This window comes from Siccibacter colletis (assembly GCF_025914095.1).
In the GTDB taxonomy this organism is placed as follows: Bacteria; Pseudomonadota; Gammaproteobacteria; order Enterobacterales; family Enterobacteriaceae; genus Siccibacter; species Siccibacter colletis.
The window spans coordinates 1,810,041-1,824,295 of record NZ_CP074352.1 but is presented as its reverse complement, the minus strand read 5'-3'; the positions used below and the strand labels follow the sequence as shown (position 1 = coordinate 1,824,295).

Annotated in this window: 18 protein-coding genes; 5 read left to right on the top strand and 13 right to left on the bottom strand. The window is 60.0% G+C overall.

The window, feature by feature from the left end:
• Positions 1-51 precede the first annotated feature (51 nt).
• From mdcE to mdcA, 5 genes are read right to left on the bottom strand one after another with little or no spacing between them, the layout of a single operon-like run.
• Positions 52-852 (bottom strand): biotin-independent malonate decarboxylase subunit gamma, encoded by an 801-nt coding sequence (gene mdcE / locus KFZ77_RS08745; RefSeq protein WP_264386014.1) that lies wholly within the window; start codon positions 850-852, stop codon positions 52-54.
• Positions 849-1,685: a biotin-independent malonate decarboxylase subunit beta gene (locus KFZ77_RS08740; RefSeq protein ID WP_264386013.1), complete on the bottom strand. Its 837-nt coding sequence runs from the start codon at positions 1,683-1,685 to the stop codon at positions 849-851. Before KFZ77_RS08740 ends, mdcE begins: the two co-directional genes overlap by 4 nt.
• The gene (mdcC, locus tag KFZ77_RS08735) at positions 1,678-1,977 is read right to left on the bottom strand and encodes a malonate decarboxylase acyl carrier protein (RefSeq protein WP_031522595.1); all 300 of its coding nucleotides are present in this window, start codon (positions 1,975-1,977) and stop codon (positions 1,678-1,680) included. The genes KFZ77_RS08740 and mdcC overlap by 8 nt, the downstream gene beginning before the upstream one ends.
• Before the next feature lie 9 nt (positions 1,978-1,986).
• Positions 1,987-2,853 (bottom strand): triphosphoribosyl-dephospho-CoA synthase, encoded by an 867-nt coding sequence (locus KFZ77_RS08730; RefSeq protein ID WP_264386012.1) that lies wholly within the window; start codon positions 2,851-2,853, stop codon positions 1,987-1,989.
• Positions 2,853-4,505, bottom strand: coding sequence for a malonate decarboxylase subunit alpha (gene mdcA, locus KFZ77_RS08725; protein ID WP_264386011.1), 1,653 nt, complete (start codon positions 4,503-4,505; stop codon positions 2,853-2,855). The genes KFZ77_RS08730 and mdcA overlap by 1 nt, the downstream gene beginning before the upstream one ends.
• 255 nt (positions 4,506-4,760) lie before the next feature.
• Here mdcA and KFZ77_RS08720 point away from each other — a divergent pair, with 255 nt between their 5' ends.
• Complete coding sequence (locus tag KFZ77_RS08720; RefSeq protein ID WP_264386010.1) at positions 4,761-4,958, top strand: hypothetical protein; 198 nt, start codon at positions 4,761-4,763, stop codon at positions 4,956-4,958.
• Entirely contained in the window at positions 4,927-5,397 is a 471-nt protein-coding gene (locus KFZ77_RS08715; RefSeq protein ID WP_264386009.1) for a hypothetical protein, read from the top strand. The genes KFZ77_RS08720 and KFZ77_RS08715 overlap by 32 nt, the downstream gene beginning before the upstream one ends.
• Before the next feature lie 99 nt (positions 5,398-5,496).
• Here KFZ77_RS08715 and KFZ77_RS08710 read toward each other — a convergent pair whose 3' ends face one another.
• From KFZ77_RS08710 to gatZ, 6 genes are read right to left on the bottom strand one after another with little or no spacing between them, the layout of a single operon-like run.
• A complete protein-coding gene (locus KFZ77_RS08710) occupies positions 5,497-6,351 on the bottom strand; it encodes a tagatose bisphosphate family class II aldolase (protein ID WP_264386008.1) in 855 nt (284 codons plus the stop codon).
• Positions 6,351-7,415, bottom strand: a complete 1,065-nt coding sequence (gene gatD / locus KFZ77_RS08705) for a galactitol-1-phosphate 5-dehydrogenase (protein WP_264386007.1) — start codon at positions 7,413-7,415, stop codon at positions 6,351-6,353. Before gatD ends, KFZ77_RS08710 begins: the two co-directional genes overlap by 1 nt.
• A gap of 42 nt (positions 7,416-7,457) precedes the next feature.
• Entirely contained in the window at positions 7,458-8,801 is a 1,344-nt protein-coding gene (locus tag KFZ77_RS08700) for a PTS galactitol transporter subunit IIC (protein ID WP_031522583.1), read from the bottom strand.
• 4 nt (positions 8,802-8,805) lie between these two features.
• On the bottom strand, positions 8,806-9,090 hold the full coding sequence (gatB, locus tag KFZ77_RS08695) for a PTS galactitol transporter subunit IIB (protein ID WP_031522581.1): 285 nt from the start codon (positions 9,088-9,090) through the stop codon (positions 8,806-8,808).
• A 33-nt stretch (positions 9,091-9,123) separates the two neighbouring features.
• On the bottom strand, positions 9,124-9,582 hold the full coding sequence (gene gatA / locus KFZ77_RS08690) for a PTS galactitol transporter subunit IIA (protein ID WP_264386006.1): 459 nt from the start codon (positions 9,580-9,582) through the stop codon (positions 9,124-9,126).
• Positions 9,575-10,870 carry a tagatose-bisphosphate aldolase subunit GatZ gene (gene gatZ, locus KFZ77_RS08685; RefSeq protein WP_031522578.1) on the bottom strand — a complete coding sequence of 432 codons (1,296 nt, stop codon included), beginning with the start codon at positions 10,868-10,870 and terminating at the stop codon, positions 9,575-9,577. Before gatZ ends, gatA begins: the two co-directional genes overlap by 8 nt.
• Positions 10,871-11,173: 303 nt before the next feature.
• Between gatZ and KFZ77_RS08680 the strand changes: the two genes are divergently transcribed.
• Together KFZ77_RS08680 and umuD are read left to right on the top strand one after the other, a co-directional pair.
• Positions 11,174-11,956 (top strand): DeoR/GlpR family DNA-binding transcription regulator, encoded by a 783-nt coding sequence (locus tag KFZ77_RS08680; protein WP_264386005.1) that lies wholly within the window; start codon positions 11,174-11,176, stop codon positions 11,954-11,956.
• A gap of 172 nt (positions 11,957-12,128) precedes the next feature.
• Positions 12,129-12,557: a translesion error-prone DNA polymerase V autoproteolytic subunit gene (gene umuD / locus KFZ77_RS08675; protein WP_264386004.1), complete on the top strand. Its 429-nt coding sequence runs from the start codon at positions 12,129-12,131 to the stop codon at positions 12,555-12,557.
• On the opposite strand, the gene KFZ77_RS08670 is transcribed toward umuD, so the two are convergent.
• Together KFZ77_RS08670 and KFZ77_RS08665 are read right to left on the bottom strand one after the other, a co-directional pair.
• Positions 12,548-12,820 (bottom strand): DUF1272 domain-containing protein, encoded by a 273-nt coding sequence (locus KFZ77_RS08670; RefSeq protein ID WP_264386003.1) that lies wholly within the window; start codon positions 12,818-12,820, stop codon positions 12,548-12,550. The genes umuD and KFZ77_RS08670 overlap by 10 nt on opposite strands.
• A gap of 110 nt (positions 12,821-12,930) precedes the next feature.
• Positions 12,931-13,335, bottom strand: coding sequence for a RidA family protein (locus KFZ77_RS08665; protein ID WP_264386002.1), 405 nt, complete (start codon positions 13,333-13,335; stop codon positions 12,931-12,933).
• 160 nt (positions 13,336-13,495) lie between these two features.
• Here KFZ77_RS08665 and KFZ77_RS08660 point away from each other — a divergent pair, with 160 nt between their 5' ends.
• Positions 13,496-14,092 carry a TetR/AcrR family transcriptional regulator gene (locus KFZ77_RS08660; protein ID WP_264386001.1) on the top strand — a complete coding sequence of 199 codons (597 nt, stop codon included), beginning with the start codon at positions 13,496-13,498 and terminating at the stop codon, positions 14,090-14,092.
• Positions 14,093-14,255 lie beyond the last annotated feature (163 nt).

Below are 14,255 nucleotides of genomic sequence, written 5' to 3'. Positions count from 1 at the left end.
TAGCGGCATCGGCACAGCCGACACCGCTATCCGGCAGGTCTCTTACTTTTCTTACCAGCTGGCGCGCAGGCGTTCGCGTACCAGTGCGGAGCTACGACGGTTTTCAGCCCCGAGGCGATTTTTCAGGCTCGGGTCCTGACGCGCATCGCGAACGGCATCGGCCAGCGTGCGGTTAACGAGGGAGAGATCGTCGGTGGACGGCGTATCCGGGTTGCTGATATCCAGCAGATCGGAGAGCAGCCCGAGGGTGGCATAGTTCGCCACGTCATAGGCCATTGGCGGAATGGTCGCCGCCAGTTTTTCCAGCGCTTCGACGGTACGCAGCGTAATACGCGCCGCGGATTCTTTACCCATCGCATGCACCAGCACGCCGCTGTCGTTGAACGCGATCAGGCGGTTGGCCTGGTAGCCGTGGGCGAGAAACGCCCCGGACATCGCTTTGCCGACGATAAGGCCAATCACCGGATGTCCGGCGAGACGCGCTTTCGCATATGCGCCTGCTGCCCCGGCCAGCGCCTGGTGAATGCCGAACGCCTCTTCGCGACGGCCATAGGCCTGACTCGGGACATCGATCACCGCGATAATCGGGCGTTTTACCGCGCTGTTGGCATCGGTATCGATGGTCTCATTCACCACTTTTGCCAGCGTCCAGCCTTCCAGCAGACCCACTTCGCCGTTTGCGGCGCGTGGATAGTGGTTTCCGGCATCCGGGACCACGGCGATAAAGCGTGCCGTTTCCCCGTTCAGTTCGCCATCAGCCACCTGAACCGACGGGCAGAGACCCGCCATACGTGTTGCGTTGGGTGCCAGTTTTTCCAGCCATAACGCACCCCGGCTTACTGATTCGCTCATCCTTTCACCTCCGATGCAAATACCTGTTTGATCTGTTCGGCATCCGCCTGCTGGCGGGTATCGAACTGACTCAGACGTTCAAGATACCAGGCGTAGTTGTCGCTGCGGTGCTGCGCAGGCACGCCTTTGGCAATCGCCTCATTCATCGCGGCTTTGACGGCGTTGACCCCGTCACCCACCAGCGCATCCACCAGGCCGCTCTGATAGCGGGTTTCACCCCCGGTCATGCTCCAGATAAACGGCCGGTCGCGAGAGTCATACTCTTCAATTCCCGCTTCCTGCTCGATGACCTGCGGGCCGTTGAGGCCGAGACGTGCTTCGCGAGTGACGATCAGGTAGCTGCACAGCGCGGCGGCGATGGACATCCCGCCGAAGCAGCCGACGGTCCCGGTGATGATGCCGATAACCGGGGTGTAGCGACGCAGATCGACAATCGCGGCGTGGATGTCGGCTATCGCCGCCAGGCCGAGGTTGGCTTCCTGCAGGCGCACGCCACCGGTTTCGAGGCACAGTACCGCCTGAGTCGGGATGCCGTTGCGGTTATCTTCCGCGGCCAGTTCAAGGGCAGCGGCCATTTTCGCGCCGGACACTTCGCCCATGCTGCCGCCCTGGAAGGTGCCTTCGATGGCGATCACCACCGCCGGCTGGCCGTTGATGGTGCCTTTTGCCACCACCATGCCGTCGTCGGCCTGCGGGACAATGCCCTGCGCGCCGAGCCACGGCGACATCACACCCTCAAAGGGATCGAGCAGTTCGCGGTAGCTGCCGTCATCCAGCAGCGCGTGCGCACGGGCCCGGGCACGCAGCTCGATAAAACTGGGATCGTTACGCATGCTCCACCTCCTCGAAGACCTGCTCAATGCGAATGCGCGCCACGCCCGGCGTCGCGCCGAAGTCGTGAATAATCAGCTGGCCGGATGGCAAACCGTTCTGCATGTTCAGTCGGTCAAACAGCGCGGTCCAGCGTGCGGTGCTGTTATCGACGGAGGTAGTGATATCCACCGTCAGGGTTTTTGCGGCGTCGGCGGTGTACAGCACTTCCATATCACCGGAACCGACAACCCCCGCCAGTGCTTTACCGTTCAGGGAACGGCTTGCGGGGAATGACAACGTAATGTGTTCCATAACGCCCTCTTAATGTGTTAGTTGAGCTGCCTGCGGCAGGCTCGTGCGATCCAGAAACAGCGTGGCGGCGAGCAGGTCGGCTGCGCCGCCCGGCGAGGCATTGCGCGCCAGCATATCGGCATCGAGGCGGGCCAGCGCGTCGCGTCCGGCGGCCTGTGCGGTGCCGCCGGCGGCCAGTACGGCGCGGGCGCCCTGCTGCATGGCTTCCAGCCCCTCCAGCCCGGCGCGGTTCAGCACGCAGGTGTCGGTCAGGGAGGTCATGATGGCCATCAGCGCATCGAGGCGGGCCTGGGTTTCACTGGCCCCCTGCGCCCGGCTGGCCCACAGCTGCGGTAGTGCCAGGCGGGTGACGTGCGGGAACCCCTGCTGAGCCTCTTCCCGCGCGCCCGGCACCTGATAGCGGTGGGTAGCGCGTAGCCCTTTGCTGAAGCCCTTCGGCGCGGCGCTGTCCGGCAGCTGCGCCAGACGGGCGGCGGCTTTCGTGACAACGTCACTCGGCGCCGCCTCGCCCAACATGGCGACGGCGCTGACCAGTAACCCGAGCGCCCAGATGGCACCGCGATGGGTGTTAACCCCGCCGGTGGCCGCCATCATTGCCTGTTCGCCTTCGCGTCCCAGCCGCCCTACGGTCTCACGCAGCGCGATATCCGCCGGGCGCAGCCAGCTGTGCTCCGCCATATGTTGAAACGCCGGGGTCAGGCTGTGCGCCGAGCGCTCCATCAGGGCCAGAGTCAGGTCGTGATGGGCGCCGCTTCCCCGGGCATCCACCAGACCCGGCTTCGGGGTTAAACGCGCTTCATCAATCAGGCAGACGGTGGCGACGCGCGCCAGCCAGCCAGCCATCCCGTCGGCGTGAGTCTGTGGAAGGTGTTTCATTACCAGCTCCGGAATTTCGCAGGTGGGTTATAAAGACCGCCTGACCATTCAACGAGGTCAGAGACGCTGCTGGCAGCCAGCAGTGAGCGGGTGGCGTCGGAGCGGCGGATACCCATATCTTCCGGGTACACCACTTTGCCGCTGCGGCGCAGCTCGGCAACGCGTGCGGCGTCAACGCCCAGACCGATGTCGGTAATACCGGCTACGGCGGCGACCATGGCGCGGCGCTCCTCAAGGCTTTCGGCACGATAGAGGTAGGCAATCCCCTCTTCGGTCAGCACGTGGGTCACGTCATCGCCGTAGATCATCACCGGCGCCAGCGGCATGCCGGAGGCTTTCGCCACCTCCACCGCATCGAGTTTTTCCACGAAGGTCGGTTTCACGCCCGCCTGGAAGGTTTCCACCATCTGCACCACCAGTTTTTTACCGCGCTGCATCGGGTCCGGTTCGGTGATCATGTTCAGCCAGGCCGGGGTGGCGTGGCGACGACCGTGCGGGTCATGCCCCATGTTTGGCGCGCCGCCGAAGCCGGAGAGGCGTCCGCGAGTTACGGTGGAGGAGTTGGCGAAGCCGTCAACCTGCAGGGTGGAACCGATAAACATATCCACCGCGTACTGGCCTGCCAGCTGGCAGAAGGCGCGGTTAGAACGCATCGAACCATCCGCCCCGGTAAAGAACACGTCCGGACGGGCGCGGATGTACTCTTCCATCCCCAGCTCGCCGCCGAAGCAGTGCACGCTCTCTACCCAGCCGCTTTCGATCGCCGGGATCAGCGTCGGATGCGGGTTCAGGGTCCAGTGCTTACAGATTTTGCCCTTCAGACCGAGCTGTTCGCCGTAGGTTGGCAGCAGCAGTTCGATGGCGGCGGTGTTAAAGCCGATACCGTGGTTGAGAGACTGCACCTGATGCTCGGCGTAGATGCCTTTGATGGCCATCATCGCCATCAGGATATGTTCCTGTTTGATCAGGCGCGGATCGCGGGTAAACAGCGGTTCGATAAAGAACGGTTTGTCCGCCACCACCACGAAATCCACCCACGAGCCAGGAATATCGACGCGCGGCAGATCGCTTTCGTCGTCCACCAGCTCGTTGACCTGCGCGATGACGATACCGTCATGGAACGCGGCGGCTTCCACCAGTGCCGGGGTATCTTCGGTACTGGCCCCGGTGTAGAGGTTACCCTTGCGGTCGGCTTTGAAGCCGGCAATCAGCGCCACGTTCGGAGCCAGATCGACATAGAGACGGGAGTAAAGCTCGATGTAGGTGTGGATGGCGCCGATTTCCAGCAGGCCATCTTCCAGCAGCTGCGAAATGCGCAGGCTCTGGGTACCGGAGAAGGAGAAGTCGAGCTTGCGGGCGATGCCCTTTTCAAAAATATCCAGATGTTCGCTGCGTCCGACGCTCGGCATAATCATATGCAGATCGTGGACTTTCGACGGGTTTACTTCAGCCAGCATGCGGGAGAGAAAATCCGCCTGCTTCTGGTTGTTCCCTTCCAGTACCACGCGGTCGCCGGGGGCGATCAGTTTTTCAAGCATCCCGGTAAGCTGGTCGGTGGGAAGCACTTTGCCCTGCACGGGAACCGAGGCGATGCGCCGCTGTTTCTCCGTGCGGCGCGTGTTCCACACACGAGCCGTTTGGTTGCCACTCATTATTAACCTCCTGATTTAGCGAATCTTTGTGATTTGCTTAACGCTGGAGGTAGTGTGGACCCGCCGGCCGTTCCCATCAATTAAGTTCGCGGGCGAATCATTAGCCTGAGAGTAATAATCGGTGTTGATAAATGTGAGGTGGGTCGCAAACGGTTTGAGATCGTCGTTTTGCGAGCCGCCCTGTAAAACCAGCCTCCGGGCGTGGAAAGCACGCTGCCTGTGGTATACTTGTCGAATAAATGCACAGGAGGATGTATGAAAAACACCCCGGTCAATGCCGCTAACCTTTCCGGTTTGTTGGCTAAAGCGCGTAGCGCAGGTAGCGTTCGCTTAACGGGCAATACTCAGGAAGAGCGCCGTCAGCAGTTTATACAAGAGGTGCTGGAGATGGATGACTCGCAGTCGGTTAAAGGAATTAACCATGGGCAGAAGAGAAAAAATTTCGTCCGTTGAAACCAGCGCGTTGTTTCATGTTATTTCCGCAGAGTATGGTTTCACCACGGATGTGGTTTTATCGTATTTCCAGGATATCGACGATCTGATTCAAATGTGGGAACGCGACAAGTGCGTCTGGGTCTATTCTCAGGGCGAAAAACATCAACATGGCTGGATCAAGCAATCCCATATCAAAGGCAATGGCGCGCTGGTTCCTTTTTATATTGGCTTACACCATACCCGGGTACTGGACGATGAAAGGGAAACCGATCCTTTACTGGTTCTCTCTTTTGAACAACGAGAAGGCGTAGCCGAACCGGCGCTTGTCATTCTTACCATGCTCGATCATGCGGATATGTTTGGCGAAACAGGATCTGCAAAGCATAACGAGCAGCAGATGCGCCTTATTCATCAACGTCTGGATGCGTTATTACGCCACCCTTCCCGCTCTCAGTAGCATTTATATCAGTTCGCTTTATAACGTCGTTATTCGCGGGGCGTTACGCCGCATACGATGAGGGGCCAGCAACACGCTTTCCCCTCTTTGCTTATGCGCTTACAGCTTCCCTTCGCTGCCGCAGATGCGGATTTTCTCCTGCACCACCTGCTTCATCGCCAGCTTGCCCGGCTCCATGTATTCGCGCGGATCGTTCGCCTGCGGGCAGGCGTGAAAATAGGCTTTTACCGCATCGGCAAAGGCCATCTTCAGCTCGGTGGCTACGTTAACCTTGCAGATGCCGCGGGCGATGGCGTCCTGCACCATACGCGCCGGAAGCCCCGATGCGCCGTGCAGTACCAGCGGAATGCTGACCTGCTCGCGAATACGCTCCAGCCGGGCAAAATCGAGCTTCGGTTCCCCCTGATAGAGGCCGTGCGCCGACCCAATCGCCACCGCCAGCGAATCGATGCCGGTGCGCCGCACGTATTCCCGCGCCATCAGCGGATCGGTAAACAGGCTCTCCGTTTCATCCACTATCAGGTCGTCTTCCTGCCCACCCAGTCTGCCCAGCTCGGCTTCGACGGTCACGTCATAGCGACGGCAGATCGCCACCACCTCCGCCACGGCGGCAATATTCTGCTCAAACGGAAAATGAGAAGCGTCAATCATCACCGAGCGCACCCCGGCTTTGACTTTGGTATGAATATCCTCCGCCGCCTCGTGGTGATCGAGATGCAGCGCCAGCGGCAGATCGTAGCGCCGTGCCGCCTGCTGGCAGATAGCCACCAGATACCCCAGCCCGGCGTAACGATACGTGCCGGGCGTGCCGGCCAGGATCACCGGGGAACGCATCTGCGCCGCGGTTTCGGCGACCACCTGAACGGTTTCGAGGTTATGAACGTTAAACGCGGGTACCGCGTACCCTTCGCGCTGCGCCTTCTGCAGCATGGCATGGCTGGCAATCAGGTACATCAGCTCTTCTCCATTTCTGGCGCACTGAAATCAAGTACGATCTTACCGTTCATCGGTTGGCCATTGAGGGCGCGCACCGCGTCGGCGTAGCCCTGCGGCCCCGCCTGCACCGCGATCAGCGCATCGAGATTGATGCTTCCCGCTTCAAACAGCTGCATCGCCTGCTGCCACTCCACCCCCGGCCAGGGGCCGGAATAGTTCATCCAGCTGCCGAGCAACCGCAGCTCGCGCCGCAGGATCAGGCCAAAACAGGCGCTGCTCAGGGTGATGTCGCGATGGAGAGTGCCGATCAGCCCGACCTGGGCCTGCGGCCCGGCGATCTCAATGGCCAGCGTCACGGTCTGCGGGCTACCGGCGGTTTCAAGGATGAGCTGGTCGAAGCGCTGTGGGGTCAGCGCCGCATGTATCGCCTGCGCTGTCATCTCCTGGCTGTTAAATACCTGGTCCGCCCCCAGCATGCGAGCCAGCGCCAGCCTCTCCGGGTTGATATCAATGGCGGTGACCGACCGCGCGCCGAGCGCCTTTGCGGCCTGCAGCGCCAGCAGACCAATGGTTCCCGCACCGATAATCACCACCTGCTTGTTGGCGCAGCCGCCTGCCAGCTGCATGGCGTGCAGCCCGACCGTCAGCGGCTCAAAAAAGGCACCCGCCACCGGCGATACCTCCGGGGGTAAGCGAAACAGGTTGCGTCGCGGCAGCACCACATACTGCCGGTTGCCGCCGTCGCTGCGCGAGCCGATAAACTGATAATGTCGGCACTGCGACCACAGCTGGCGCTGGCACTCGTCGCAGGTAAAGCAGGGTTGTAAAGGCACGCAGCAGACCCGCTCCCCCGGTTCGAGGTCGTCAACCGCGCTGCCGCATGCCCTCACCTGCCCGCTAAATTCATGTCCGAGAGTAATGGGGTAAAAGTGCGCCCCCGCGTGGAAAATGCGCGGGAGATCGGACCCGCACAGCCCGGAGCAGAGCACCTCTACCAGCACCTCCTGCTCATTCTGTAGCTGAGGCATCGGCTGTTCTTCAACCGTAACGCTGCCTCCGGCGTGTATCACGACAGATTTCATGGCACAGACTCCTGAAACACGAGGGCTGACGCCCCCGTCATATTATTCGTGTTCGGCAGTGGTTACCTGACGAGCCCGACGCCAGGTGAGCAGGACACCGAGGCCATAGATGACGCCGATGACCACCAGCGCGGTAACGTTCTGCCAGGTCAATAGCTGGATAAGCAGGTACGTCACCGGCGACCCGCCCTGATCCATAGAGGCGACCTGACCACCGGCCTTCAGCGCGCCGGCGTTGGCGGCCAGCTGGGTGTGCAGCCCGATGGTCTGGGTGGCGATCCACAGCGTCATACTCATGATGATGACGCCGGAGATCAGGGTGCGGAACAGGTTCCCACGGTGTACCGCGACCGCCATCGCCACAAAGAAGCCGATGGTGGCGAGGTCGCCGAACGGCAGCACCTTATTTCCAGGCAGCAGCACGGCAATCAGAATGGTCAGCGGGATAAAGATCAGGCTGGCGGATACCACGGCGGTATGGCCGAGCAGCAGCGCCGGATCGAGGCCAATCAGGAAATCCTCACCGCCAAATTTTGCCTGTAGCCGCGAACGCGCCTGACGGGCAATAGGCGTCAGCCCGTCCATGATCGGCTTGATCACGCGCGGCATCAGCAGCATCACCGCGGCGGTTTTCACCGCCAGCTGCAGTACGCTTTTGGCATCCCAGGAGGCCAGCACGCCGATAATCGCGCCCATCATAAAGCCGACGGTGACCGGCTCGCCGAACGCGCCGAAGCGTTTCTGTACGTCATCCGCGCTGAAGTGGATACGGCGCAGACCCGGCACTTTTTCGATAACCGTGTCAACCAGCACCGCGATCGGCCCGAACCAGGCTGAGGTGCCGTGCGGCACGGCAATGCCGTCCAGCCCGAAGTAGTCGCGGGTATCCCGGGAGAACCAGTCGCCCAGCTTGTAGGCAAAGGCCGCATGGACCACGACGCCCAGCATGCCCAGCCAGTACGAGCCGGTAGCGAGGTGCACCAGCGCGCCGGTGAAGGTCATATGCCAGATATTCCAGATATCGACGTTCACCACGCGGGTCAGGCGCGTCAGCAGCATCAGGATGTTGACGCCAATGGCTACCGGAATGGCAATGAGTGCAATCTGCGAGGCCCAGGTCATGGGTGAGGAACCCGGCCAGCCGACGTCCACCACCTCAAGGCCGATTTCGAAATGCTCCGCCATCGCCTTAGCTGCCGGCCCGATAGAGTCGAGCATCAGGCCAATTACCAGACCGATGCCGACAAACCCGATACCGATATGCAGACCGGACTTAAACGCGTCGCCCGGCTTCATGCCGAGGCACAGGGAGAACAGCACGATTACAATCGGCAGCATCACCGCCGGACCCAGATCGAGGATATAACGCATAATTTCGCTAAACATGGCGCTACTCCTGCAACAGGGTCAGGATTTTCTGCCGCAGCGCGTCAATGCCGACGCCCGAGACGAACGGCATGCCGTGCACCACCGGAATATCGCCAAAGCTACGATCGACCCGGGCGGTGGTGCAGATCAGATCCACACCGTGCAGATAGGTTTCGATTTCGTTGACGCGGCACTGGACCAGCTCCAGCGCAATGTGGTGCTCGTCGCACAGCTCCTGAATTTCTTGCGCCGCCAGGGTGGAGGTCGCGACCGCCCCTCCGCACGCTACGATGATCTTTCGTTTCATTTTTATTCTCCGTTTGCAGGTACAGGTAACACGTTACGTCGCCGGGGCGAGAAGACGCTGACGCAGGCACGTCGCCAGCGCCGCCTCCGGCACCGTTAACAGGCTGTCGATGACATCAGGCTGCTGCAGCAGGCCGAACAGCGTCCGCAGCAGGTTCAGTTGCTCCTGCGGATGCGTTACCACCAGGGCGATAATCAGCTCAGCGCCAATCTGTATGTCATCATCTGCCTGCGCGAAAGGCACCGGCTGCCGGGGGCGGATCAGATAGAGGGCGGGCCGCAGGGCATGGCTGGCGTCGCAGTGGGGAATGGCGATGCAGTGACCGTCGAGGGCGATGCCGGTGGGGTATGCGGCTTCGCGGGCGCGCAGCGCGGCGGGATAGCTCTCCCGACATATTCCCGCCTGCACCAGCGTCTCCCCGATATGGACCAATGCCTCATGGGCATCGTTAAAATGCAGTCCGCTGGCGGTTAGCAGTTGATAGTTATGCATGGCTCACCTGCCGGGCGTGATGCAGCTGTGGATGGCAGCCGCAGGCATAATCCCGCAGCACGTCCTGAATTTTGTCGATGATGAGATGGTGAGGCGACGGTACCAGGGTGCCGTTCAGCACGCGGTCGTACTGCTTCGGCAGATACTGGCTCAGCATCCCCAGCGGAAGGGTGGTTGCATTAAGGTTGCTCAGCAGGGTCTCCAGCGCGCGGCTGATGCGCCCGTTTGGCCAGTAATAGCGGATGCGATCTGACAGGCTGAAATGAATATCCACCCGTGATTCCGACCACACCTGGCGGTAATACTTTTTCCAGTAGCCCGGCTCATCCAGCATTACCTGGTCGATCACCTCAACGATGCGGCTCTGGCTTTCCGGTGCCACCAGTACCTGCTCCATGCTCGCGAGGGCAAAAATGGCTTCGCGCAACGCGAAGGTGAGCGCCGGACCGACTTTCAGGATGGCGAAGTGATCCGCCACCAGCGCGCGATACGCCTTGCGGGTCTGGTAATCGGTGGAGTGCGCCTCGTAGACCACCGGTGTGCCGGTGATAAAGGCGCTCAGCGCCTGCGCTTTTGCCGGGTCATAGTGCACCACGCTGCTGTGGTCGAACTCGACGCCCGGTTGTACCACCAGCGCCACAATCCGTGGAATGGCCTCCTCCAGCCCGGCCTGGCGAAAGGCCTGGTGGTGCAGCTCAAGGGTCTCTGCGGCATCCTCGGGCCGGGTGATGTGCACGCGCTCAATCGCCGACGCCTCGCCGCCCGGCACCGGCACTTCAGTGCCGATCACATAGGTCAGGGCCGCTTTTTGCGCTGGCGTCGCACACGCTTCCGCAACGCGGCACAGATCGGCGGCGCGCTCCGCGACCAGCGCCGGGGGCAGCGGCACGGGATCGTCCGCACAGGACATGGACGCATCGAGGTGAATTTTGCTGAACCCTGCTTTAACGTATTCCGCAATCAACGTCCGGGCTTTCGCCATCGCCTCCTGGGCCGGCTCGTTTTGCCAGCAGTTTGGCCCCAGATGATCGCCGCCAAGGATCAGCCGCGCGGCCGGGAAACCGACGCGCTGCGCAATCGCCAGCACGTAATCGCGAAATGCCGCGGGCTGCATACCCGTATACCCGCCGTACTGGTTGACCTGATTTGAGGTGGCTTCGATTAGCACCTTGCGACGGCTGTGTAAATCAAGGCGCAGTGCCGCTTCGATCACCAGCGGATGCGCTGAACAGACGGAACAGATGCCGCAATCAAGTCCACTTTTGTGCTGTTGTAGTAACGTTTTCATAATGTCCTCCGAATGCCTGACATTTAAAATCGTTTCTTTTCGTTTTTATCTCAATTGCTTTCTTTTAGTTGTGTGATCGCGATCGTTTAATTTCATATGGCCGCGCTGCTTTTTCTTAATAGCCGCCACGATCCGTGCAAAAATAACATTTCACATCAATAGATTGGGGGTTTTTAGTTATATCGTGAATGCTTCCGGCGTTAGGGTTTCGATTAATTGCGTAATCCTTCACACTCTTTTAATTGTCGTTTTACTTTCTAACGCTTTCGTTTTAGGATGAGCTCACATTTTCGAGGAGTGTTTATGAATACGTTCGAGCGCAGAAACAGGATTGTGGAAATGGTTAACGCATCCGGCAGCCTGATGGTGAATGACATCGCCGCCGAACTGGGGGTGACCGAAGTCACAGTGCGTACCGATCTGCGTATGCTGGAAGAGCATGGACTGCTGACGCGCTTTCACGGCGGTGCGGCACGCAGCGGCGCTCTGCTGGCGTTTGACAGCGCTGCCGAAAGCAGTGAAGTCAGCCTGCACGAGCGCTATAAGCTGGCGGCGGACCCTAAAAGGCGCATCGCGATTGAAGCGGCGCGGCTGGTCAGGGAGGGCGATACCGTGATCCTCGACAGCGGCAGCACCACTAAGCTGCTGGCCGAAGAACTGGTCGGCATGAACAACATCACGGTGATTACCAACAACCTGCCCGCGGCTAACGTGCTGCTGGAAAACACGGATATCACGCTGGTGGTGTGCGGCGGCACGCTGCGGCATAAAACCATATCGCTGCACGGCAGTATTGCCGAGCATGCCCTGCGCGGGGTGTCGGCTAACCTGATGTTTGTCGGGGCGGATGGCTTTGACTGTGAAAACGGTATCACAACGTTTAACGAGGGCTACGCCATCAGCGCAGTAATGGCCGCGGCGGCGCAGCAGGTGGTGGTAGTCAGTGATTCCAGTAAATTTGGGCGTAAGGGCTTTAACACCGTGCTGTCGATCGAGAAGATCAATACGATCGTTACCGATAAAAAAGCACCAGAAGAGGCAATTAACCGTCTGAAAGAACAAGGGAAAAATGTGATTCTCATCTGATCCGGCGTACAAAATGCGTACAGCCGACGCCGTGACCAGCGATAAATTTTTTTCTCTCAGCGAACAGTAAGATAGCGCCAATAACAAGCGAAGCAGCCGGGGCAACGCTTGCCAATAGCGAACACTGATTTATACTGGTTATAAATACAGTATAATTATCGGGACCGCTGCGATGGCGCTATATCACTTAACCCCTTCGCCTCACACCGTACGTTTACCGCTTTATCTTGAGCGGGTTTCAGCCGGGTTTCCCAGCCCGGCCACAGACTACATGGACAACGCGATCGATCTGGTCAAGCACCTGATCCCGCACCCCTCCTCTACCTATATATTGCGGGTAGCGGGTGATTCAATGCGCGATGCCGCTATCGTTAACGGCTCGCTGCTGCTGGTCGATGCCAGCCTGCGGCCTGGCCACGGCGATATTGTCGTTGCCCGGTTACGCGGCGACTTTACCGTGAAGCGTCTGCAACTTGCGCCCTCTCCGCATCTTCGTGCTGAAAATCCGGCCTATCCGCCGATCCCGCTCACCGATGAAGAAGACGTGCATATCGTTGGCGTGGTCACGACGGTGATCCACTCTCCGTCACGCTACGGCTGACGCCGATCGGAATGCGGTATCGCCCCGCAGCCTGGATGTGCCCGGAGAACGCGCTGCGTGGAGGCGGGTGAGGTGAGTAATTTGTCTGCGGGCCTGACGGGGCGAGGTACCAGCTCCCCGCCGCAGTTGGGGCAATGCCGGGCAAGCGTTCCTTCTGCGCAGCGCGCGCAGAAGGTGCATTCGAAAGAGCATATCCGTGCCTCGCGGGAATCCGGCGGCAGGTCCCGATCACAGCATTCACAGTTGGGTCGTAGTTCAAGCATGGCGTCCTCCTGGGTTTCGGCTACCTTACCCCGTCCGCCCGCGTTGCGTAAGACCGTTTCAGGACGCGCTGCTGCCTGAAACGGCCATCCGCCCTCCCCTTTTCCGCAGATTAGCTGCCGGCTCCCGCCGGAATGCGGGCAATCACTTTAATTTCAAAATCAAAACCTGCCAGCCAGGTCACCCCCAGCGCGGTCCAGTTTGGCGCAGGCCCATCGCCGAAGGCTTTCAGGCGGATCGGGTTGATGATGTCAAACTGTGCTGCGGGATTGGTGTGGAAGGTCGTCACGTCCACCACGTCGTCAAGGGTGCAGCCCGCGGCCTGCAGCACCGCCTTGAGGTTGGTGAATGCCAGTTCAACCTGCTTTGCAAAATCAGGCTCGGGAGAACCATCTTCCCGGCTACCCACCTGCCCGGACACAAACAGCAGATCGCCTGAGCGAATCGCCGCCGAGTAGCGGTTGATGTCATACAGCGCCTGGCGGCCCGGGGGGAAAACAGCGTCACGTATCGTCATACTCATACTCCAGTGCAGCAGAAGGGATCAAAGTGGCGGAACAAACCGCCTGCTCATCCGCCGAATGTGATAGAGTGAACTCACATACGCCGTGTATGTAAAATATTAAACATACGCCGCGTATGTCAATGGGCAACAGCATTAATTTTCAGGAGCAGGTATGGCAGCGAAACGACGTGCAGAGATGGTGGAAGAAACCCGCAGCAAGCTGATTCAGGCGGCGCGCCAGGCATTTTCTGACAAGGGCTACGCGGCGGCGTCAATGGATGAACTGACGGCTGCCGCCGGGTTGACCCGCGGTGCGCTGTACCACAACTTCGGCGACAAGAAAGGCCTGCTGCAGGCAGTGATCGACCAGATGGACGCAGAAATTCTGCGGCAGATGCGCGAAGCCAGCGCGCGCGAGGCGACAAAGTGGGACGGGTTTATTGCCGAAGCCATCACTTACATTGAGATGTCGCTGGAGCCGGAAGTACAGCGCATTATGCTGCTTGATGGCCCGGCGGTGCTCGGCGATCCGTCGCAGTGGCCTAATCAGACCGCCTGTCTGCGCACCACCACCGAAGCGATTGAGGCGCTGATAGCAGAAGGTACGGTACGTCAGGTGGATGCGGAAGCGGCGGCGCGACTGGTTAACGGCGCGGCGCTGAACGCGGCCTTATGGATTGCCGCCGCGGACGATCCGCACGCGGTACTGCCCCGGGCGATTGAGGCATTCAGGGTGCTGGTGTCGGGACTGCTGGCGGAAAAAGCCTGAGGTGCAGTTGACCTGCGGGGGAAATATCTGGTGCGGAAAGGTTAAAATAAGACAGCGTTTCGTCGTCTGAATATCAACATGGCCGACCACAACGCCGCTGATAATATAAACAACGCGCTGCTTTTCTGTGTTACAGAAGTAATTATGTCGTTTATCTGGACAT